This is a genomic window from Caldicellulosiruptor diazotrophicus, assembly GCF_017347585.1.
GTDB classification, from domain to species: Bacteria; Bacillota; Thermoanaerobacteria; order Caldicellulosiruptorales; family Caldicellulosiruptoraceae; genus Caldicellulosiruptor; species Caldicellulosiruptor diazotrophicus.
Window position 1 is genome coordinate 386,066 of the sequence record NZ_AP024480.1, and the last position, 20,205, is coordinate 406,270.

Consider the following 20,205-nt stretch of genomic DNA (forward strand, 5'->3'; position numbering starts at 1 on the left):
CTAAGTCACATATTATTCTGATAGATACATGTATGTATTTTCAAATAAAGATGCGAAAAAAGTTTGGTTTCATAATATATAAGCAAGGAAAGAGGTACTATAGAAGGATGAGTAATAGAACAATTTCTCTAATATCATGGGCAACCGTAATCTTATGGTTGCTTATTATCTTTTTCCTATCCTCTCAGCCAGGGACAAAGTCTAATGACTTTAGCAAAAGTGTGACAAAGCACATTATTAAAGCAACACAAAAGGTGATTGTACCGAATAGTTACATAAAGTCAAGAAAAAATATAATAACTAAACTCAACAATCTTGTAAAAAAATATGCCCATGTAGTAATGTACTTAGTGTTGGGCATATTGGTTATTAACGCATTTGTAGTAAGTGGAATTAGGGGCTGCAAAGCAATTATTTTTTCTTTAATATTTTGCCTCTTTTATGCCGCAAGTGACGAAATACACCAGTTATTTGTTCCAGGCAGAGGGGCAAAAGCAACTGATGTGTTGATTGATGGTATTGGTGCTTTAATAGGAATTGGGATTTATAAATTCATCTTCAAAATATATTACACAGTAAAAACAAAATCTTCACCAAAACAATTATAACCATCCACAATAAAACGCTTATTATAATCCCATTTTTTAACCCTCTGAAAAAATTAGGCGATGGCATTGCTGGGATTGTTCCTTTTACTTTTCTTTAATACATATTATGCATCTTCATTTAGCAGTTTATACTCATTTTTCAAATCTTTTAACATTTCAAACCCCTTTCATTTTTTATGCCATTTTACATTATTTCTTTTCTTTCTAAAATTCCTTTCACACATTTTTACTCCATTTCATATTATACTTATGTAAACACAATAAAAACGGAGATGATGGTTTGATGCTCAAAAACTTTATCAGTATCGAAGGGGTTGCAAATGTATCTGAGTTTCCCACACTTACAACTCTTGACAGATACAACCAGTTTGAGGTAGAGGAACAAGTTACAATACCTGCAGAAAAGCCTGAGATGGAGCAAATTGTCTCTGTTATGGTAGAGGCAAGTATAAAAAACTACTATGCAATTGCAACACCAACCGGGCTAAAAGTAATTATCGAAGGTGAACTTAAGCAAAAGATAACATATGTTGCAAATGAGCCAACACAGTCTATTCACTCAGCAATGTTTATAACAGGCTTTTGCAACTTTATAGATATACCACTCAATCTTCCAACTGGTCAGAATGTGCTAAACATTTTACAAACCCTTGGAATTACCTTGGATGATGTAGTCAGCGCACCACCAAATATTATTATAGAAGACTTTTCTATATCCCAGATTGACACAAGAAAAGCCAAAAAATGTACAATACTTTTTGCATGGGTAAGAGTAAACGCGCTATTGGCAACCTACTTGCCAACTTAGAACAATTGATTTTATGGAGGTGTGAGAAAAAATGCTTAGAAATTTTGTTGACATAATCGGAATTGCTGATGCGTCAAGCTTTCCAACTTTACTTCCGACAAACCCTAACACAGAATATATTGTAGAAGAAAAACTCACAATTCCTCAGGAAAAACCTGATGTTGAGCAAATAAACACAGTTTTAATTGAAGCAAAGGTGACAGACTCGAGAGTAATTCCTACACCTGTTGGACTGAAAATTGTTGTTGATGGTGAGCTCAAACAAAAGATTATATACACAGCCAATGTCACAGAGCAGTCTGTTCATTCAGTTTTGTATGTTGAGCCATTTTGCACATTCATCGAAGTGCCGCTTAAGCTTCCTGCTGGTACAAACACATTACAGCTTCTGCAGACATTGGGTATCACTTTAAACGATGTTTTAGTTGGAAAACCCAACGTGCTGATTGAAGATGTGACAGTATCACTTCTTGACCCAAGAACAATTGAAAAATGCACAGTCCTTTTCATCTGGGCGACATTAAATAGCGCACTATCAACTGTACTTGGCTAAATTTAGTATCATAAAATAGGAGAAGTTGCCATAAAATCAACATTAGAACTATGTTAAAAAGGTCTATAGAAAAAGATGGAAATACAAAAAGGTTGTGCATACTTAGGGACAATTGAGCCACATGAGTATGACGATGTAAAAAAAACACACGTTTATAAACAAGTGCTGACAAAGGCAGAGTTTGAAATTCCAGAGTCAAAGCCAGAGATAGAAGATTTTTCGTCGGTAGTGATGCAAATTACAAGAAAAAAGTGCAAGCTAATCTGCGGACCGCTTGGTGACAAAATAGTTGTTACAGGTACAATAAACTTAAATGTGATGTACACAGCTGCAAACCCACAGCAATCTGTTCACAATGTACATTTGTGCCATGATGTTGATGCTTTTATAAACATCAAATGCTTGGAAGAAACTCACAAAAGCTTTTGTGGCTGCTGCGATGTTAAGATGTATATTGAGTGGGCTGATCTTGAGGTAGTAGACAAAAGAAGAATCAAAGGATGCTTTTTAGTGTTGATAACTGCCAAGTGCAAGTCTGTAAAGTAAGGAAGTGATGATAGCTTTGAGTGGTCCAGAGTTTGTCAGAAAGCCAAGGGATGAAATTATAAATGAGATTTTAGAGTCTATTGCAAAGGAAGAGATGGCGATTGCAAATCTTATGAATGCTGAGGCTGAGAAGATAAAAAGAGTTGTTGCGAGCCATGATCTTCCAAAAGCTGAGGATTTTTCACAGCTGCTTAGTCTTCAAAAGCTTGTTGCAGAGATTTTAGAAAAGCTCATTCAAAAGCAAAATATCATAATCAAAAAGCTTGATATGATAAGAGAGTTTAAGGCAACTATAATAAAGAAGGAAAAGCCTCATCCTTATCATCCTATGCCACAATATGACAATGAAGAATGAAAAGTTTTAATCTTGGTGGTGTTATACCATCAAGATTTTTTATTATTTGCTTTCTAAACTTCCCATTGCACTTTTTAAAATTCTATCATAATCCATTTCCTTCTTTGAAAACTCATGAACTTTTTTGCCTTCTCTCAAAACCAAAATCCTGTCACACATGCCAATCAGTTCTGAAAAATCTGATGATATAAAAATGATTGCACAACCAATTCGTGTAAGCTCATTTATGATGTTATACACCTCAACCTTGGATGCCAAATCCAAACCCTTTGTTGGCTCATCCAGAATAAATACGTTTGAGCGCGAAAATAACCACTTTGCAATCAATACCTTTTGCTGATTACCACCACTTAAAAATGCAATCTTTTGACTTATTTCTTTTGGCTTAATACCAAGCTTTTTAATATACAAATTAGCAATTTTTTCCTGACGGGTTGAATCTACAAAGAATCCGTTTGCTATGTTCCAAATGTTTGATGAAATGATGTTGTCTGCAATGTTAAGTGTCTTAAAAAGTCCTGTTCCAATCCTGTCTTCACTCATAAACGCTATACCGTTTTTTATTGCGTCGGCTGGGCTTGAGATCTTCAAAAGAGTTCCATTCATATAAATTTCACCTGAATCAAGCTTTTCTGCACCAAAAAGAGCCTTTGCCAAAAAACTACGCCCAGACCCAACAAGCCCAGCAATTCCAAAAACCTCTCCCTCTCTTACGTCAAATGAAATATTTTCAATTATCCCACGTTTTGTTAAATTTTTAACGCTAAAAATAATCTCTCCTTTGTCAACTTTAAGTTTTGGATATGTTCTATCAACGCGTCCGAATATTAGAGATATTACTTTGTTAAGGTTAAAACTTGTAACACTATCAGATGCAACCACCTTGCCATCGCGTAAAATTGTTATCCTGTCTGCGATAGATAGCGCTTCTTCTACCATATTTGTTACAAATATAACATTAATTCCTTTCTGTTTTAATTCTTTTATAATTCTAAATAGATTTTCTATTTCATAAGTGGTCAGTCCTGCTGTTGGCTCATCGAAAATCAAAACTTTAGCGTTTTGAACAAGCGCTCTACAAATTTCAATAACCTGAAGCTGTGATTGTCCTAAGTTTTTACAGAGTGCTTCTGGATTTATATATACACCCATTTTGCTCAAGATTTCTGATGTTTGTTTTATCATTGTCCTGTAGCTGACAAATCCAAATCTATTTTTTGGCTTGTTGTCTATAAAGATATTTTCGGCAACAGAAAGATGTGGAAAGTACAAAAGTTCCTGATGCACAGTAAATATTCCAAGCGATTTTGCAACCATAGGATTGAGGGTTGAAAATTCTTTTCCGTCAATCACAATCTTTCCGCTTGTTGGCGCTATACTTCCATTGATAATCTTTGTTATAGTTGTCTTTCCAGATCCATTTTTGCCAAGAATAACATTTACTTTTCCTTCAAACAACTCAAGATTTATATCTTTCAAAGCATAAAAGTCATCGTATTTCATTGAAACATTTTTAAGTACAATTGACATTACTTTCAAACCTCTCTTTCAAGGTCAGAAAAGTCAAAACTGCAAAATATCTGAGTGCCGTTTTCAAAGAAAAATGATTTATATTCATCAGGCACATTTGTGTCGCTTATTACCTTTTTGATTTCATCAACCTTTGCAATCTGAAAAAGTGAAATTTTATCAAACTTGGAGGAGTCAGCAACAATAATTGTTTCTTTGGCAATTGACTTAAAATATTTATATGCATTTGCAAACTCAACATTGTTGACAGTAAAACCACGCTCTAAAGATACCCCGTCAACTTCAATAAATGCTTTGTCAACAAATATATCAAGATTAGGATTTACAAGCATTGGTCCTGCCAAAGTGAAGGTATTTCCAACAATATACCCACCTGTTACAATTGTCTGAATAGAAAGTTTTCCACACTCTATTGCCAAAAGAAGGTCGTTTGTCAAAACTATTATGTTCTGTTTTTCTTTTATATACTTTGGAACAAGCCTCAAAATATTTCCGCCTGCAAGGATAATTGCCTGGTTACTTTCTATCATGTAGGAACACACTTTTGCTATTGCCTCTTTTTCAGAATCTTCTGAGATTGTAGGTGATAGAATCTTTGCTGCTTCTTCTTTTAAGATTGCCCCACCGTATGTTTTTATCAAAAACCCTTCACTTTCAAGTCTGTCCAAGTCACGCCTGATTGTTACCTCTGAAACATTCAAAAGTTCTGCAAGTGTTGCAACGTCAATATGCTTTTTCTGAATAAGTATCTCCTTTATCTTTTTTAATCTCTCAGCAACAAGCATCAATATTCACCACTTTTACAAGTTATATGTAAATTATATTACCAAAAAAGTTGTACGTGAACAAGTTTTATATATTTCTTTTAATCAGTGTATTATATTTTATCAAGCCTGTCAACAAGCTGAACACTTTTGATAACAACGTTCAAAATAATAAAAAATTTTTGATTAAAAAAGAAGGATTTTTGATTTCGGTGTAGAATATATATAAATAGAAAAGCAAAAGATAAATGAAAATAAATAGAATTACCAAAACTACAATAATTTTAAACAAAGCGAGGTGAGATTTGCATGAAAAGCTCCACTGATAATGAACTTTTAAGGCTACATGGAATTACAAAGATTTTCCCAGGGACAGTTGCACTTTCTGATGTTTCGTTTGCGGTAAACAAGGCAGAGATTCATGCAATAGTTGGTGAAAACGGTGCTGGAAAGTCAACCTTGATGAACATAATATCGGGAAGCCTTATTCCGGACAAAGGTGAGATATATCTTGAAGGTAGGAAAGTGAACATAAAGTCACCAAGAGATGCACAAAATCTTGGCATTAGCATAGTTCACCAGGAGCTTGCGCTCTGTCCTCATCTTACTGTTGCTGAAAATATTTATATAGGGAGACTTCCTAAAAACTCTGCAAAAATAGTGGATTTCAAAAAACTCAACCAGATGTCGCAAGAGGTCTTGTCTTTGTTTGATGAGGTGAACATAAAGCCCAACGACAAGGTGGCAAATTTGAACGTTGCGCAACAGCAGATTGTTGAGATTGCAAAAGCGATAACATTTAACTGCAAGCTTTTGATTTTGGATGAGCCTACATCGGCTCTATCTGAGGCTGATGCAGCAGTGCTCTTTAAAATCATAAAAGATCTAAAAGCAAAGGGAATAAGCATTCTTTACATATCTCACAGACTTCGTGAGATTTTTGAGCTTGCAGACAGAATCACTGTCCTTAGAGATGGCAGATACATTACAACACTAAATGCAGCTGAAACAAATCCTGACCAGGTTGTAAGTCTTATGGTTGGAAGAGAAATTAAAGAAATGTATCCACCAAAAGCTGAAAAGATTGGCAAAGAAATTTTTAAGGTCGAAAATATAAATTCAGATAAAGTATATAATGTTTCATTTTCACTCAGAGAAGGTGAGATTTTAGGGTTTGCGGGGCTTGTAGGATCTGGAAGGACAGAACTTGCTCAAACAATCTGTGGAATTTTGCCAAGAAACAGTGGAGAGATTTATCTCGATGGAAAAAGGATAGAAATTAATTCGTTTGAAGATGCAATAAAGCAAAAAATAGGCTATGTTACAGAAGATAGAAAACAGTATGGACTATTTCTAAAACTTCCCGTTGCTTACAATGTCTCAGCAATACATCTTAAACATGATTACAAACGGCTTTTGATTGATAAAAATCATGAACTTTCACTTGCGGATGAGTATGTTAAAAAACTAAATGTAAAAACATCATCGTATTTGCAGCTTGTTATGAGTCTTTCTGGTGGTAACCAGCAAAAGGTAATGATAGCAAAATGGCTTGCAATACATCCAAGGATTTTGATTTTGGATGAACCAACACGCGGAATAGATGTTGGAGCAAAGGCAGAGATACACAATCTTTTAAGAGAACTTGCAAAAAGTGGGATAGGAATAATTTTGATTTCATCTGAACTTCCAGAAATAATTGGTATGTGCGATAGGGTACTTGTCATGAGAGAAGGCAGAATTACTGGAGAGCTAGCTGGAGAGAAAATTACAGAAGAAAATATTATGCAGCTTGCTGCACACAAATAATTTAATATGATTACTGGAAAGGAGGACCATCTTAAAAATGTCAAATACTATATCAAATGCATCAGCAAATAAAAGTTTACTGAAAAAATTAATGGGATTTAGGGAAATTACGTTGATATTCATAATAATTGTTATAAGTGTAATAATTTCTATTTTGAGTCCAAACTTCTTGACTGCAGAAAACCTGATAACAACAGCTCTGGGTCTTGCAGCTGATGGTATTCTGGCAATAGGTATGACCATTGTACTTGTCTCAGGTGGAGTTGATCTTTCTGTTGGTTCTGTTTTGGGGCTTTCAGCTGTTATTGCAGGAGGGCTTTATCTTAGCTATGGTGTAAATATATGGATAGGTTCTTTGATAGCTCTTGTTATATGTGCTCTGATTGGACTTTTCAATGGGTACTTTATAGCACGCATAGGAATTCCGCCACTTATTGTTACGCTTGCTATGATGGGCATTGCAAGAGGTGCTGCGTATGTTCTGACTCAAGGTTCGCCTCTTTCGCTTTATGGGAACTTAAAAGGCTTTGATTTTCTCGGGCAGGGCAAGATAGCAGGAATACCGTTCTTTATAGTGTTCTTTGTAATTTTAATAATACTTTTTGATTTTCTCATGAGAAAATCAGCTCCTATGAGGCTTGTGTACTATGTTGGTAGTAACGAAAATGCAGCAAAGCTTTCTGGTATAAATGTCCCAAAGGTAAAGATTTCTGTGTATGTTTTGATGTCAGTTTTAGCAGGGATTGCAGGAATATTCACACTTTCAAGATTTTCAGTTGCTGCACCAACAGCAGGAAACGGTTCAGAGCTCAATGCTATTTCAGCATGTGTCATTGGCGGAGCGTCACTGGCAGGCGGTGAAGGAACAGTTCTTGGTGCAATCCTCGGTACAATCCTGGTTGGAATCATTAACAACGCGCTTGTACTTTTGAACGTTTCTGTCTATTGGCAGAACCTGGTCAGTGGTGTGATTTTAATTGCAGCTGTGACAATTGACTACCTGACACATCAGAAAAAATCATAGAGGATTTTAAAATTAAAAGCTTGGTTTTAACTTCTGTCGCCTGCTTTAGAAAGAGTGTTGTGGGCGGCAGGGGTTAAAATAAATAAAAACTATATTGGAGGAGGTTCGGTAGGCTATGAAGAAGAACTTTTACAAGTACCTTTCAATCTTTTTGGCGGTTGCGCTCATTGTGTCTTTGGCTTATGCGCTTGTTCCAAGTTCTAAGGATGTCACACAGGCAAGCAGTGGTAATCCAAAACTCAAAGGAAGTCCAAATGAGGAGTATTACATGGTGACATTTGTTTCTGGTATTGAATACTGGAAAGGCTGTTACAAGGGTATGAAGGCAGCAGCTGACCTTTATGGTGTAAAAGCAATCTACACAGGTGCGCCACAGTTTGATGTAAACCAAGAGGTTACTGTTCTTCGTCAGGTTATTGCTAAAAAACCAGCTGGAATCTTGGTTACATGTGCAAACCCAGATGCATTAAAAGCTCCAATTGATGAGGCAATCAAAAAAGGAATTCCTGTTATAACATTTGACGCAGATTCACCAAAGTCAAGCAGATACTCTGTTTTGGAGACAGGAAACTATAACGCAGGTGCAATGGCTGCAAGATATCTTGGCAAGCTTTTGGGTGGCAAAGGCGAGGTCGGTATCTCAACAGTTGCTGCACAGCTCAATCATGAGCAGAGAAAACAAGGGTTTATTGATACTCTTAAGAAAGAGTTTCCAGGAATTAAGGTTGTTGCAATTGTCAACGATGAAAACGACCAGACAAAAGCTGCAAGACAGATTTCTGCTATGCTCCAAGCTCATCCGAATATCAAAGGAATATTCTGTACAGACGCTCTTGGTGGTGTTGGTGCTGCAACAGCTATCAAAGAAGCAAACAAAGTTGGCAAGGTAAAGATAATAAGCTTTGATACCGACAAAGGAACGCTTGATTTAATTAAGCAAGGTATCATTGATGCGTCAATTGCACAAGGAACATGGAACATGGGATTCTGGGGCATGACATTCCTGTTCTATCTCAAACATGGCATAGTAAATCCTGTTGACAACTGGCAGAAGTTTGGCATCAACCCGCTCCCACCATACGTCGACACAGGTACAATGGTTGTAACAAAGCAGAATGTTGATGCGTTTTACAAGGTTAATGTGATAAAGTAAATGAATTAAAATGTTTCTTAAAGAGCCTCTTTGCCCAAACTGGCAAAGAGGCTCTTTTTGTAATAGGTTAAAATCGTATAAGAGTTAATGATGTTATTTTGCAATAAAAAGAGTTAAAATAAAAAGTGAATAAGAAAGACGGTGGTGAAAAGAGAGGGATTGTTATGGAGCTAGCAAAGAGAATTTTAGAGGATATAGTAAACTTTCCAGAAGAACTGCAAAAAGAGGTATTAGAGTTTATTTAACTCAAGAAAAAAGAGATTGAAAAATTAATGGATGAAATTATTGACAAGTATAAAAAAGCTTTTGAGGAGCTTGCAAAGAAATGAATATGCTATCTTGGTCTGAAGTTTTGAAACTAAATATGGATACGTTCTATAAGGTTAATGTGCTGAAGTAGGGCAAAAAAGTTAAAAAGCTCAAAGAGTCATTTCACCTTTTTGGTGAAGTGGTTCTTTTTCTATAGCAAAAATACTTAGGTTTGTGGTATAATTATCAATAAGAAAATTGAAAGAGGATAAAAAATAAGATAAGGAACTCTACTGATGGCTTTAACTATAGGTGAGATAAGAAAAATGGTTAAAGATGAGAAAATTCAATGGCGTGGTCATATGTTGAAAAGAATGAAACAAAGAGGAATAAACATATCAGATGTGCTAGAATGCATAAGTAACGGCGAAATAATTGAACAATATGAAAATGATTATCCATACCCGAGTTGCTTGATTTTGGGAACTTCCGTGAACAATAGTGTTCTCCACGTTGTGTGTGCAGTTGGTGATGGTTATGTATGGATGATAACAGCATATTTTCCTTCAGCTGATGAGTGGATGCCTGATTATAAAACAAGGAGAGAGAAAAGATGAACTGTGTTTTGTGTAAATCACAATTAATTCATGGAGAGGCAAATCATATTTTTGATAGTGGATCTCAGATTGTAATTATTAAAAATGTTCCGGCTATGGTTTGTCATCAATGTGGAGAATATTACCTTGACAATGAAACAGCTATAAAAATAGAGAAGATAGTTGATGAACTTCTCAAAAACAAGTCAGAAATAACTATTGCAAACTACTCAGAAATTGCTGCTTAATTACAATCATGCTTTCATACATTTTTCTGATATGGTGAATGTATTTACACCTATTTAAGATAAAATCCAATAATACCCATATTGATTTATCTTTCAAAACCTCATATAATTAATATAGGAGGAAAAAAGTAAATAACAAGGCGATGGAGTTCGCCTTAAATTGCCACAAGAGGTTCAAATACCTTGTGGCTGATAACTCCTGTCCGTATAAGATGCGGGCAGGAGTTTTTTGCTTTATTAAAGAGTTTAAAGCCTTTTTGAAGGCTTTGGGGGGATGGACCTTGGATATTGTGTATTTTGAAATGATAGAAAACTTCAAAGAAGATAAGTGTATAATTTGCTATTTAAAAAACAAGGCAATGAACAAATTCTTTGACGATTTTCTGTACGAATCCGTAAATGACTATAGTCTGCGAAGCAGAATTAGGGAAGGTGGAATTTGTCCTATACATGCAAGAAAGTTAGAGTCGTTTGGAGATGTACTTGCCCATGCTATTATATACTCTGATTTGCTAATTAATTTTAAAAATAACCACCATATTGAAATATTACCCCGTAAAAGAAAAATTCAAGATCAAAATGTGTGTGTCTTTTGTGAAAAGGAAAGTGGCTTTGAAGATACTTACACAAAAGCGTTTTCTCACTACTTTACAGCACAGCCGCAATTTAAATCAGCATTTTCAGAAAAAGGTTTTATATGTCAAAGGCATTTAAAACAAGTATTAGAAAAAATTACATCAATAACTGCTCAAAAAGAACTATTATCAGTTGTAAGTCACAAAATTGATATAATCTTGTATTACCTTGAGAAAATAAAAGAAAAGAACGATTATCGAAACATTCATTTAAATTATACTTCTGAAGAAATAAAATCATGGCACATGGCTGTTGAGTTTGTTGCAGGGTCTTTAGAGTAAGTGCCTTCGAGAGAACTTTCAAAATAAAGGGGGAATACAAGATGTGGCTTGAATTTTCAAAGTGGATGGCAATAGCTCTATTTGCAGGTTTTTTAGCTTACTGGTCTGGTATTTCCATTTCGCTTGTTGAGATAGTGGTTGGGTTTTTAGCAGGGAACCTCTTGCATCTTACCACAAACCAATGGATAGATTTTTTGGCTGGCATGGGGAGTATTATCCTAACATTCTTATCGGGTGCTGAGATTGACTACGACGTTTTGAAAAACAAATTCAAAGAGAGCATGTTAATTGGAATCTTTGCGTTTTTGATGCCGTTTTTGTTTGCATGGGGAACGGCATTCTGGTTTTTCCACTGGGACATGAAAGCAGCCCAGATTGCAGGGATTGCACTTTCAACCACATCTGTTGCTGTTGTATATGCTGTTATGATTGAAACAGGTCTTAACAATACAGAACTTGGCAAGGTTATTCTGGCAGCATGTTTTATAAACGACCTTGGGACAGTCTTAATGCTTGGTCTTTTATTTGCTAACTGCAACTGGTGGATATTGGTATTCTTAATTGTCATTATTATTGCTACCATTGCAGCAAACAAATTTACAGAACCTTTCTTCAACAAGTTTGGCAACAGAACATATCAGCTTGAGCTAAAATATCTGTTTTTGCTCATACTATTCTGTGGAGGAGTTGCAAATCTTTCCAATATGGAAGCAGTTCTTCCTGCATACATCTTAGGATTGGCAATGTCACCTTTCTTTGCAAAACAAAAAGATCTTCTATACAGATTGCGAGCAATGGTGTTTGGACTTTTTACACCTTTTTACTTTCTAAAAGCAGGAAGTAAGGTAACATTTGGTGTTGTGAATTATATCTGGATAGTGTTGGCATTTCTGATTGTCAAGATGATTGCAAAATATATAGGTGTAAGACCATTTACATTAATGTTCAAGTATAAAAAGAAAGAAGGAATTTATACAACACTTTTGATGTCAACAGGTCTGACCTTTGGAACAATCTCTGCTCTGTTTGGTCTGAGCAAGGGTATTATAAACCAGGCACAGTATTCAATCTTAGTATCTGCTGTGATTTTAAGTGCAGTTGTGCCAACCCTGATAGCGCAAAAGTTTTTCAATCCGCAAAATGAAGAAAATAAATAATCAGGAGGGGAAGGTAGTATGTATAAAAAGATTGTTGTTGCATATGATGGGTCTGAGCATGCCAAAAAAGGGTTTGAGGTGGCACTTGAGCTTTCAAAGATGTTTGGCTCAAGTATACATTTGGTTTCTGTTGTACACATACCAGATTTTGTTGAGACAAAAGATGAGCTAAATGGAATGCTAAGCGATGCGCGTCAGTATTATGAAAAGCTTCAGCAGCAGGCTATAGATCGTGCAAAAAGTGAAGGAGTAGAAGTAAATACTGCGATTGTTCTAGGGCATCCTGCAAATGGTGTTGTAAGCTTTGCAGAGAGCATCAAGGCAGACCTTATTATTGTAGGGCAGAGGGGAAGAAGTGGTGTTGCAAGGTATATTGTTGGAAATGTTGCTGAAAACATTGTTAGGCATGCACATTGTTCTGTGATGGTTATAAAATGAGGTGACACGCGATGAGGAAAACAGCGTATGATATCATGCAGGAGAATATTAAAAGCTTTACCCAGCAGATTAAAAACCTATCAGAGGAGATTGATTCAGAATCTATCAAGAGATTAGCAAATAGCATTGAGGAAAAAATAAAAAAAGATGCATTTTACCTTGTCGTGTTGGGTCAGTTCAAAAGAGGAAAATCTACGCTAATAAATTACATGCTTGGAACAAATTTGTTACCAACAGGGGTTCTTCCTTTAACATCAACTATAACAAAGATTTATTACAGTCCTGAGGTTAAAATAGATGTAATTTTTAACAATGGTGTAAAAAAAGAAATTTCAGTTGATGAACTTGAGCTTTACTGCACAGAAAAAGGGAATCCTAAAAACCAAAAAGGTGTTGATACAATTGAGATAGGGTATCCGTTTGATTTTTTGAACAAAGATGTTGTAATTGTTGACACACCTGGGATTGGTTCTATATACCAGCATAACACAGATGTGACATATGAATTTATTGAAAAGGCAGATGCAGTCATATTTGTATTGTCTGTTGACCCACCAATTACTGAAGTTGAAAAACAGTTTCTACTTAAGATTGCTGAAAGTGTAGATAAGATATTCTTTGTAATTAACAAATGCGAGTTGACAAACAGAAATGAATTAAAGGAGATAGCAACTTTTACAGAAAATGTAATTAAGGATGTAACAAAGAAAGAAAATATAAATATCTTTCCTATTTCAGCAAAGATGGCACTTGAAGGTAAGATGCAGGAAAACATAGAAGTAATCAGAAAAAGTGGCATAGAGATTTTTGAAGAGGAACTAAAACGATTTTTAAGAGAGGAAAAAGAAAAAGTGCAATTCTTAAGTAATCTAAAAAGTTTAGATAGCTTTTTAGAAGTTTGCAGAACATTTTTGGAAAGTGATATGAAACTCAAAGCTATGCCATTAAAACAGCTTGAAGAAAATATTGTAAAGTTTGATGAGTTTTTAGATAAAATAAATCGGAACAAGATTGAAATTTATAGGTTATTTAAGGTGGAGATAAATGATATTCTGACAAGTTTTGATGATCAAATAGAAAAAATAAAGAAAGAGATTACAATAAATATTACAAAAAAGGTAAAAGATTATTATCCCTCAATTGCAAGATTTAAAAGGCTCAAACAGAAAGAATATCTTGAAAGGTATCTGGAGGAGGCTATTGTGCAAGAGTTTGAGTTTCAAAAAGGAGGTCTTGAAAAATATGTAGAAGATGAGTTTGCCATTCTTCTTTCAAGATATTGTGAAAAGATAAATGAGTTGATAAAGAGTATCAAAGACACCACAAAAGATCTTTTTTCTGTTGAGATTAGCTACTATGAGGGACTGCAGAGGCTTGTGGCTCAGAGCAAGTTTACTTATAAAATAGGCTATGAAGTTGGTGCGCTTGAGATTGATCCTGTGTATTTTACTTATCTTTTGCCTAAAAAACTTGCTCAAAAGATTATTTTAAAGAGAGTACTTGACAGGGTTGAAATTGATGTTGACAGAAACATTGGCAGAATCAGGTATGATCTTTTAAGAAGAATGGAAGAAAGCTTTGAGGCTTTTAAAACTGATATGGATGATAAAATATCATATGTTTGCAGTCTCATATCAGAGCTTTTGAGAAATACAAGGGATGATTTTAACAAAAACAAAAGTGAATTGGAGAGGAAAATGGCATACAATCAGAAGGTGTTAGAAAAAATTATGCAACTTAAGGACGAAATCTCCCAAGCTATTGTCGACCAAACAAAAAACAGAAACTAACTAAATTTGAGGTGGTAATTATGGTAAGAATTTCTTTTGAGATTAGTGATGAAAGCTTGGAAAAGATTAAAGAGTTGATAAAAGATTTTGAAGAGGATTCATACACCAAAGAGGATGCCTATCGAGCTATTTTTGAAATGGGGATAATGGCATATCAGTTACAGCAGAGTAATTCTGAGGAAGATGATTTAAGAAAGCAACTTCTCATGCTTTCTTCACAGTATTCAGTGATTAAGTTTAAAAACTTTCAATTAGAAAAAGAAAATAGATTACTTGAAATGAGCTTAAATGGCTGCGAAGCGGAGAACAGATTTCTTAGAAAGCTCTTAGGTATAAAGAGTGAGAAAAAATGAGATATGTATGTCCTAACTGCTTTAAAGTAGCAGATATTGGAGAAAAATTCTGTTCAAACTGCGGTTATGATTTTGAGCATATATCAAATGAAAAGTATGCTGAAAAGCTCATCAAAGCCCTAAGACACCCAGACTATAATGTGGCTTATATGGCTGCAAAAATAATTGGAGAATTGAAAATAAAAAGAGCAGAAAAATCATTGATAGAACAGCTTTGCAAAAATCTTTTAAATAAAAAAGACCCCTACCTTGAACAGGTTATGGTCTTTGCTCTTGGAGAGATTGGTGGAGAAGAGGCATATAAGTTTTTATCAGAAAATAAGGATAAATTTTCAGTATTAACAAGAGATGTTATTGCGAATTCTTTAGAAAAAATTAAGAATAGAATGGGAAGGAAATGTGTTTAAAAAATAAGCAAAGTATACTTTTCTTAACATTTCCCACAGTCCCCTCTTATTTTTTTGGATTGACTACAGATTTTTCAAGGTTTATACTTTTAAAAGAGAATAATTTCTTCACGTTCTAAACAAGAGAAATAGCCTCTTCATCATCGCTTTAAGATAGAAATAGTTTAAAAATTTCAAGAAGAAAGGACTGAAGTATACAGTGGAAGTAAGAACAAGATTTGCACCAAGCCCGACAGGGCACCTTCACATAGGAGGCGCAAGAACAGCACTTTTCAACTACCTTTTTGCCAAAAGATATGGTGGAAAGTTTATATTAAGGATAGAAGACACAGACTTAGAAAGATCGTCTATTGAGTCCGAAAAGGTTATTATCGAGAGCTTAAGATGGCTTGGGATTGAGTGGGACGAAGGAGTTGAGGTGGGAGGTCCATATGGACCATATCGATCAACAGAAAGAGTTGATATCTACAAAAAATATGTAGATGTGCTTTTTGAAAAAGGCTACGCATACTATTGTTACTGCACAGAAGAGGAGCTTGAGGCTCAGCGCCAAGAGCTTTTATCAAAAGGTCAGATGCCAAGATATACAGGAAAATGTAGAAACCTAACAGAGGATCAAAAAAGAAGATTTGAGCAGGAGGGGAGAAAACCAACTGTCAGGTTCAAAGTGCCAGAAGGTGTTAAGATAGTTGTCCATGACCTTGTGCGTGGAGATGTTGAGTTTTTGTCAGATGACATAGGCGACTTTGTAATTGTCAAATCTGATGGAATTCCCACATACAACTTTGCAGTTGTCATAGATGACCACTTGATGAAGATTTCGCATGTTATAAGAGGCGAAGAGCATCTTTCAAACACTCCGCGACAGATTCTAATTTACAATGCGCTTGGGTTTGAACTTCCGCAGTTTGCTCATGTTTCGCTTATACTTGGAAAAGACAGAACAAAGATGTCAAAGCGCCACGGCTCTACTTGGGTTGAGCAGTACAAAGAGCAAGGGTATTTAAAAGAAGGACTTATAAACTTCTTGGCTCTGCTTGGTTGGTCACCACCAGAGGATAAAGAAATATTTGACATGGAATATCTAATTGAGAATTTCTCATTAGAAAGAGTTTCCAAAAATCCTGCAATATTTGACATCGATAAGCTAAATTATATAAACTCTCAGCACATTAAACTAAAATCATTGGATGAACTTACCCAGATGTGCATACCGTACTTTGTTGAAGCAGAATATATCAAAGAGGATGAGGCACAGTCCAAATTTGAATGGCTCAAGAAGATAGTAAAATCTGTGTATGAAGGACTGGATTATCTATCTCAGATCAAAGACAGGGTTGATATCTTCTTTAACAATGAAGTCAAAATAGAAGAAGATGAGGCAAAAGAGGTCTTAAAATGGGAGCATGTGAAAGATTTAATAAATGTCTTTGAGAATAAAGTAACTCAGCTCAGTGAATTGACACCTGAAGCTATTAAGCTACTTTTCAAAGAGATTCAAAAAGAGACAGGTTACAAGGGCAAAAACCTGTTTATGCCAATAAGAGTTGCGTTGACTGGTAAAACCCATGGCCCTGAGCTTGTGGAGATAATAGAGATTGTGGGTAAAGAAAACATACTAAAACGATTGGAATTCTTCAAAACGTGGTATAATTAAATTAAGAATTTTTATAGGTTTGTAAAGGAGTTTTTGAGAGTATGTTTAGATTTTTTAAGATGATTAAAGAAGAGATGGATGTTATCATGGAAAAGGACCCGGCTTGCAAGAGCAGGCTGGAAACTCTTTTGTATCCAAGCCTGTGGGCTATTATATATCACAGAATAGCTCACTGGTTTTACAACCGCAGGATGTACTTCATTGCAAGGTGGATTTCACAGCGTGCAAGGCACAAAACTGGTATTGAGATACATCCCGGTGCCAAGATTGGCCGAAGGGTATTTATAGACCATGGTATGGGTGTTGTAATTGGTGAGACAGCTGAGATTGGCGATGATGTTCTGATTTACCAGGGCGTGACGTTGGGCGGCACAGGAAAAGAAAAAGGTAAGCGTCACCCGACAATTGGAAACAACGTCTTAATTGGTGCTGGTGCAAAGGTTTTAGGACCTTTTAAGGTGGGGGATAATACGAAAATCGGTGCAAATGCAGTAGTTCTTCGTGAGGTTGAAGATAACTCAACAGTAGTTGGGGTACCAGGAAGGGTTGTCAGAAAGGAGAAAAAGGAAAAGCCAACTGTTGAAGAACAGCTTGACCAGGTAAGATTTCCCGACCCGCTTGCAATGCAGATTTGCAGGCTTGAGACCAAGATAGAGGCTTTGGAGAAAAAACTTTCTGAGTACGAAAGGAGATTAAAAGAGTATGAAGCTTTACAACACTCTGACAATGACAAAAGAGGAGTTTGAACCCTTAGAAGAAGGCAAAGTAAAGATGTATGTTTGCGGTCCAACTGTCTATGATTTTATCCACATTGGAAATGCCCGGCCTTTGATTGTGTTTGACACTTTAAGGCGATATTTTGAATACAAAGGATATGAGGTTATCTACATTCAGAACTTTACAGATGTAGAAGATAAGATGATAAACAGAGCAAACAAAGAGGGCATAACCGTCTTTGAACTTGCTGAAAGATTCATACAAGAGTATTACAAAGACGCAGACAGGCTAAATGTCAAGCGAGCAACCAAAAATCCAAGGGCAACAGAAGAGATAGAAGATATGATAGCACTGATACAAAAGCTTATTGACAATGGTTATGCATATGTTGTTGATGGTGATGTGTATTTTAGAACAAGAAAATTTGCTGAGTATGGAAAGCTTTCTCACAAGAACATTGAAGAGCTGATGGCTGGCGCGCGCGTTGACCCGAACGAAAAGAAAGAAGACCCGCTTGATTTTGCCCTGTGGAAGGCTAAAAAAGAGAGTGAGCCGGCATGGAGTTCACCTTGGGGTGAGGGCAGGCCCGGCTGGCATATAGAGTGTTCTGTTATGGCAATGAAATACCTTGGGCAGACCATTGACATTCATGCAGGCGGACAGGATTTGATCTTTCCTCATCATGAAAATGAGATTGCACAGAGCGAGGCTGCAACAGGAAAACCTTTCGCACGTTTTTGGCTTCACAATGGGTATGTGAATATAAACAATGAAAAGATGTCAAAGTCACTGGGGAACTTTTTTACTGTAAGAGAAATTATCAAAAAATACCATCCTGAGGCACTGAGACTTTTTATGCTTCAAGCTCATTACAGAAAACCTCTTAACTTCAGTATAGACCTTATTGAACAGGCAGAGGTGGCACTCAAAAGAATTTATACCTGTTATGAAAATCTTGAGTTTTTGATTCAAAATGCAGCCTCTTCATCTGAAAATGATGATAAGCTAAAAGCTACAATTGAAGATCTAAAAGCAAAGTTTATAGATGCAATGGAAGATGACCTCAATACTGCCGAGGCAACAGGATATCTTTTTGAGATGGTAAGAGAAATAAATACACATGCAAATACGTGCTCAAAAGATGTGCTGATTTTGGCAAGAGACACTTTAAAAGAGCTTTGCAGCATTTTAGGAATCTTAGATCAATATGAAGAGAAAAAGGATGAAATTCCACCAGAGATTTTAGAGCTTGTTGAAAAGAGAAATGAGGCAAGAAAAGCTAAAAACTTTCTTGAAGCGGACAGGATACGAGATGAGCTAAAGAGTTTAGGCTATATAGTTTTGGACACACCCCAAGGCACAAAGGTTGAGAGGGTGAGATAAATAAAGAAGGGCTTTTCCCACTTTTAGGTAATATTGTGGGTAAGCCCTTTTTTACTGCGTTTTACCAACCATATCAACTCAAAATAGTTGTGAAGGCAAAATTGAGATAGAAGGAATGTTGTGAAAACACTTTTTCTACTTTCTTGAGTGTGTTATACTTAAGTTAAATAAAAAAACTACGGGAGATATTTTAAAGATATGAACAAAGGGAAATGCTATTTTTGTGGTAAAGAATTTGCAAAGTCAACAATTGAGAGGCACTTTTTATGCTGCAAACAGAGGCAAGAATATTTACAAAAAATTGGCGAGAGTAAGAATCTTACACCCAAAGAGGTTTTTATATTGAATATCTATCCACCGCATCTTAAATCACTTTATTGGCTTTATATTATGGTGGATGCGAACGCAACGTTGAAAGATTTAGATAAGTTTTTGCGTGATGTATGGGTAGAGTGTTGTGGACATCTAAGTGAGTTTAAGATTGGAGATGTGTTATATCAAGAAAATCCAGATCCTGATTATTTGTCTTTGTGTTATATGACTGGGAAGTCGGTAAAAACAATGAAGGAAAAACTTAAAAACATTTTATCAGAAAAACTTATCTTTGATTATGAATATGACTTTGGTAGCACTACTCATCTAAAAATAAAAGTGATAAAAAAAGATGTTCTTCCGCAAGAGAAGAAAATAATTATTCTTGCCAGAAATTTTCCGCCAATTTATTCTTGTAGCTATTGTGATAAAAAAGCCTCATATTTTTGTTATCACTGTGGCAATTTTATTTGCAATGAATGTATTAAAAAACACTCTTCTACACATTCAGATTATGTAGAAGAAATTGCAAATAGTCTTGCTAATTCTCCAAGAAATGGTGTGTGCGGATATGGCTTTCAAGATAATAGTCATAAAGAAAAGAAGTATTTACCTACTTTGTAAAAACATATTAGGGGCTGTCCAAAAAACAAGTGGATAGCCCCTTGTGTCCAATATTTAGTAGTTTATTAGTTGTATTTGACCCGTATATTGTATTTCTATGTTCTGAAATTATGTTTTTAGATGTTTTCCTCTTATTTTCAATATCGAGAGTTTTGTTTGCATTTTCTCATTCTCTTCTTTTTATCTTCACTGGTACTTTTTTGTTCA

Annotated in this window: 22 protein-coding genes and 1 riboswitch; of the genes, 20 read left to right on the forward strand and 2 right to left on the reverse strand. The window is 35.5% G+C overall.

Annotated elements, in window-relative coordinates; genetic code table 11:
* Positions 1-107 precede the first annotated feature (107 nt).
* The 5 genes from CaldiYA01_RS01635 (at position 108) to CaldiYA01_RS01655 (ending at position 2,870) form a co-directional block, all read left to right on the forward strand.
* Complete coding sequence (locus tag CaldiYA01_RS01635) at positions 108-608, forward strand: VanZ family protein (RefSeq protein ID WP_207180672.1); 501 nt, start codon at positions 108-110, stop codon at positions 606-608.
* 283 nt (positions 609-891) lie between these two features.
* Entirely contained in the window at positions 892-1,416 is a 525-nt protein-coding gene (locus CaldiYA01_RS01640) for a DUF3794 domain-containing protein (RefSeq protein WP_207180673.1), read from the forward strand.
* Positions 1,417-1,447: 31 nt separating this feature from the next.
* Positions 1,448-1,969: a DUF3794 domain-containing protein gene (locus CaldiYA01_RS01645; protein WP_207180675.1), complete on the forward strand. Its 522-nt coding sequence runs from the start codon at positions 1,448-1,450 to the stop codon at positions 1,967-1,969.
* A 75-nt stretch (positions 1,970-2,044) separates the two neighbouring features.
* Complete coding sequence (locus CaldiYA01_RS01650) at positions 2,045-2,515, forward strand: SPOCS domain-containing protein (RefSeq protein ID WP_207180677.1); 471 nt, start codon at positions 2,045-2,047, stop codon at positions 2,513-2,515.
* 7 nt (positions 2,516-2,522) lie between these two features.
* Positions 2,523-2,870: a hypothetical protein gene (locus CaldiYA01_RS01655; RefSeq protein ID WP_011915850.1), complete on the forward strand. Its 348-nt coding sequence runs from the start codon at positions 2,523-2,525 to the stop codon at positions 2,868-2,870.
* 42 nt (positions 2,871-2,912) lie between these two features.
* Here CaldiYA01_RS01655 and CaldiYA01_RS01660 read toward each other — a convergent pair whose 3' ends face one another.
* On the reverse strand, positions 2,913-4,400 hold the full coding sequence (locus CaldiYA01_RS01660; protein ID WP_207180679.1) for a sugar ABC transporter ATP-binding protein: 1,488 nt from the start codon (positions 4,398-4,400) through the stop codon (positions 2,913-2,915).
* 5 nt (positions 4,401-4,405) lie between these two features.
* Positions 4,406-5,185: a DeoR/GlpR family DNA-binding transcription regulator gene (locus CaldiYA01_RS01665; protein WP_207180681.1), complete on the reverse strand. Its 780-nt coding sequence runs from the start codon at positions 5,183-5,185 to the stop codon at positions 4,406-4,408.
* A gap of 288 nt (positions 5,186-5,473) precedes the next feature.
* On the opposite strand from CaldiYA01_RS01665, the gene CaldiYA01_RS01670 reads away from it, so the two are divergent.
* The 15 genes from CaldiYA01_RS01670 (at position 5,474) to CaldiYA01_RS01740 (ending at position 19,998) form a co-directional block, all read left to right on the forward strand.
* Complete coding sequence (locus CaldiYA01_RS01670; RefSeq protein WP_207180683.1) at positions 5,474-6,973, forward strand: sugar ABC transporter ATP-binding protein; 1,500 nt, start codon at positions 5,474-5,476, stop codon at positions 6,971-6,973.
* A 37-nt stretch (positions 6,974-7,010) separates the two neighbouring features.
* Positions 7,011-7,997, forward strand: coding sequence for an ABC transporter permease (locus CaldiYA01_RS01675; protein ID WP_207180684.1), 987 nt, complete (start codon positions 7,011-7,013; stop codon positions 7,995-7,997).
* Between the two features lie 115 nt (positions 7,998-8,112).
* Positions 8,113-9,150, forward strand: a complete 1,038-nt coding sequence (locus CaldiYA01_RS01680) for a substrate-binding domain-containing protein (protein WP_207180686.1) — start codon at positions 8,113-8,115, stop codon at positions 9,148-9,150.
* 545 nt (positions 9,151-9,695) lie between these two features.
* Entirely contained in the window at positions 9,696-10,016 is a 321-nt protein-coding gene (locus CaldiYA01_RS01685) for a DUF4258 domain-containing protein (protein WP_207180688.1), read from the forward strand.
* Positions 10,013-10,243, forward strand: coding sequence for a type II toxin-antitoxin system MqsA family antitoxin (locus tag CaldiYA01_RS01690; protein ID WP_207180689.1), 231 nt, complete (start codon positions 10,013-10,015; stop codon positions 10,241-10,243). Before CaldiYA01_RS01685 ends, CaldiYA01_RS01690 begins: the two co-directional genes overlap by 4 nt.
* A gap of 130 nt (positions 10,244-10,373) precedes the next feature.
* A riboswitch (Fluoride riboswitch) is annotated at positions 10,374-10,452 on the forward strand.
* Positions 10,453-10,524: 72 nt separating this feature from the next.
* Positions 10,525-11,160 carry a DUF6062 family protein gene (locus CaldiYA01_RS01695; protein ID WP_207180690.1) on the forward strand — a complete coding sequence of 212 codons (636 nt, stop codon included), beginning with the start codon at positions 10,525-10,527 and terminating at the stop codon, positions 11,158-11,160.
* A 41-nt stretch (positions 11,161-11,201) separates the two neighbouring features.
* A complete protein-coding gene (locus CaldiYA01_RS01700) occupies positions 11,202-12,317 on the forward strand; it encodes a cation:proton antiporter (protein ID WP_207180696.1) in 1,116 nt (371 codons plus the stop codon).
* An 18-nt stretch (positions 12,318-12,335) separates the two neighbouring features.
* Positions 12,336-12,755, forward strand: a complete 420-nt coding sequence (locus CaldiYA01_RS01705) for a universal stress protein (protein ID WP_207180698.1) — start codon at positions 12,336-12,338, stop codon at positions 12,753-12,755.
* Positions 12,756-12,766: 11 nt separating this feature from the next.
* Complete coding sequence (locus CaldiYA01_RS01710) at positions 12,767-14,545, forward strand: dynamin family protein (protein WP_207180700.1); 1,779 nt, start codon at positions 12,767-12,769, stop codon at positions 14,543-14,545.
* A 20-nt stretch (positions 14,546-14,565) separates the two neighbouring features.
* Entirely contained in the window at positions 14,566-14,898 is a 333-nt protein-coding gene (locus CaldiYA01_RS01715; RefSeq protein ID WP_207180702.1) for a hypothetical protein, read from the forward strand.
* Complete coding sequence (locus CaldiYA01_RS01720) at positions 14,895-15,305, forward strand: HEAT repeat domain-containing protein (protein WP_207180704.1); 411 nt, start codon at positions 14,895-14,897, stop codon at positions 15,303-15,305. The genes CaldiYA01_RS01715 and CaldiYA01_RS01720 overlap by 4 nt, the downstream gene beginning before the upstream one ends.
* 199 nt (positions 15,306-15,504) lie before the next feature.
* On the forward strand, positions 15,505-16,962 hold the full coding sequence (gltX, locus tag CaldiYA01_RS01725; protein ID WP_207180707.1) for a glutamate--tRNA ligase: 1,458 nt from the start codon (positions 15,505-15,507) through the stop codon (positions 16,960-16,962).
* A gap of 41 nt (positions 16,963-17,003) precedes the next feature.
* On the forward strand, positions 17,004-17,708 hold the full coding sequence (epsC, locus tag CaldiYA01_RS01730; RefSeq protein WP_207180709.1) for a serine O-acetyltransferase EpsC: 705 nt from the start codon (positions 17,004-17,006) through the stop codon (positions 17,706-17,708).
* Entirely contained in the window at positions 17,665-19,062 is a 1,398-nt protein-coding gene (gene cysS, locus CaldiYA01_RS01735; protein WP_207180710.1) for a cysteine--tRNA ligase, read from the forward strand. The genes epsC and cysS overlap by 44 nt, the downstream gene beginning before the upstream one ends.
* Positions 19,063-19,260: 198 nt before the next feature.
* Complete coding sequence (locus CaldiYA01_RS01740; RefSeq protein ID WP_207180712.1) at positions 19,261-19,998, forward strand: IS1096 element passenger TnpR family protein; 738 nt, start codon at positions 19,261-19,263, stop codon at positions 19,996-19,998.
* Positions 19,999-20,205 lie beyond the last annotated feature (207 nt).

Coding starts and splice junctions, on each gene's coding strand:
- epsC (WP_207180709.1), top strand. CDS start 17,004: ATGTTTAGATTTTTTAAGATGATTAAAGAAGAGATGGATGTTATCATG.
- CaldiYA01_RS01635 (WP_207180672.1), top strand. CDS start 108: ATGAGTAATAGAACAATTTCTCTAATATCATGGGCAACCGTAATCTTA.
- CaldiYA01_RS01665 (WP_207180681.1), bottom strand. CDS start 5,185: ATGCTTGTTGCTGAGAGATTAAAAAAGATAAAGGAGATACTTATTCAG.
- CaldiYA01_RS01670 (WP_207180683.1), top strand. CDS start 5,474: ATGAAAAGCTCCACTGATAATGAACTTTTAAGGCTACATGGAATTACA.
- CaldiYA01_RS01645 (WP_207180675.1), top strand. CDS start 1,448: ATGCTTAGAAATTTTGTTGACATAATCGGAATTGCTGATGCGTCAAGC.
- CaldiYA01_RS01720 (WP_207180704.1), top strand. CDS start 14,895: ATGAGATATGTATGTCCTAACTGCTTTAAAGTAGCAGATATTGGAGAA.
- CaldiYA01_RS01640 (WP_207180673.1), top strand. CDS start 892: ATGCTCAAAAACTTTATCAGTATCGAAGGGGTTGCAAATGTATCTGAG.
- CaldiYA01_RS01700 (WP_207180696.1), top strand. CDS start 11,202: ATGTGGCTTGAATTTTCAAAGTGGATGGCAATAGCTCTATTTGCAGGT.
- CaldiYA01_RS01680 (WP_207180686.1), top strand. CDS start 8,113: ATGAAGAAGAACTTTTACAAGTACCTTTCAATCTTTTTGGCGGTTGCG.
- CaldiYA01_RS01715 (WP_207180702.1), top strand. CDS start 14,566: ATGGTAAGAATTTCTTTTGAGATTAGTGATGAAAGCTTGGAAAAGATT.
- CaldiYA01_RS01675 (WP_207180684.1), top strand. CDS start 7,011: ATGTCAAATACTATATCAAATGCATCAGCAAATAAAAGTTTACTGAAA.
- CaldiYA01_RS01705 (WP_207180698.1), top strand. CDS start 12,336: ATGTATAAAAAGATTGTTGTTGCATATGATGGGTCTGAGCATGCCAAA.
- CaldiYA01_RS01655 (WP_011915850.1), top strand. CDS start 2,523: ATGATAGCTTTGAGTGGTCCAGAGTTTGTCAGAAAGCCAAGGGATGAA.
- CaldiYA01_RS01690 (WP_207180689.1), top strand. CDS start 10,013: ATGAACTGTGTTTTGTGTAAATCACAATTAATTCATGGAGAGGCAAAT.
- CaldiYA01_RS01710 (WP_207180700.1), top strand. CDS start 12,767: ATGAGGAAAACAGCGTATGATATCATGCAGGAGAATATTAAAAGCTTT.
- CaldiYA01_RS01660 (WP_207180679.1), bottom strand. CDS start 4,400: ATGTCAATTGTACTTAAAAATGTTTCAATGAAATACGATGACTTTTAT.
- cysS (WP_207180710.1), top strand. CDS start 17,665: ATGAAGCTTTACAACACTCTGACAATGACAAAAGAGGAGTTTGAACCC.
- CaldiYA01_RS01650 (WP_207180677.1), top strand. CDS start 2,045: ATGGAAATACAAAAAGGTTGTGCATACTTAGGGACAATTGAGCCACAT.
- CaldiYA01_RS01740 (WP_207180712.1), top strand. CDS start 19,261: ATGAACAAAGGGAAATGCTATTTTTGTGGTAAAGAATTTGCAAAGTCA.
- CaldiYA01_RS01685 (WP_207180688.1), top strand. CDS start 9,696: ATGGCTTTAACTATAGGTGAGATAAGAAAAATGGTTAAAGATGAGAAA.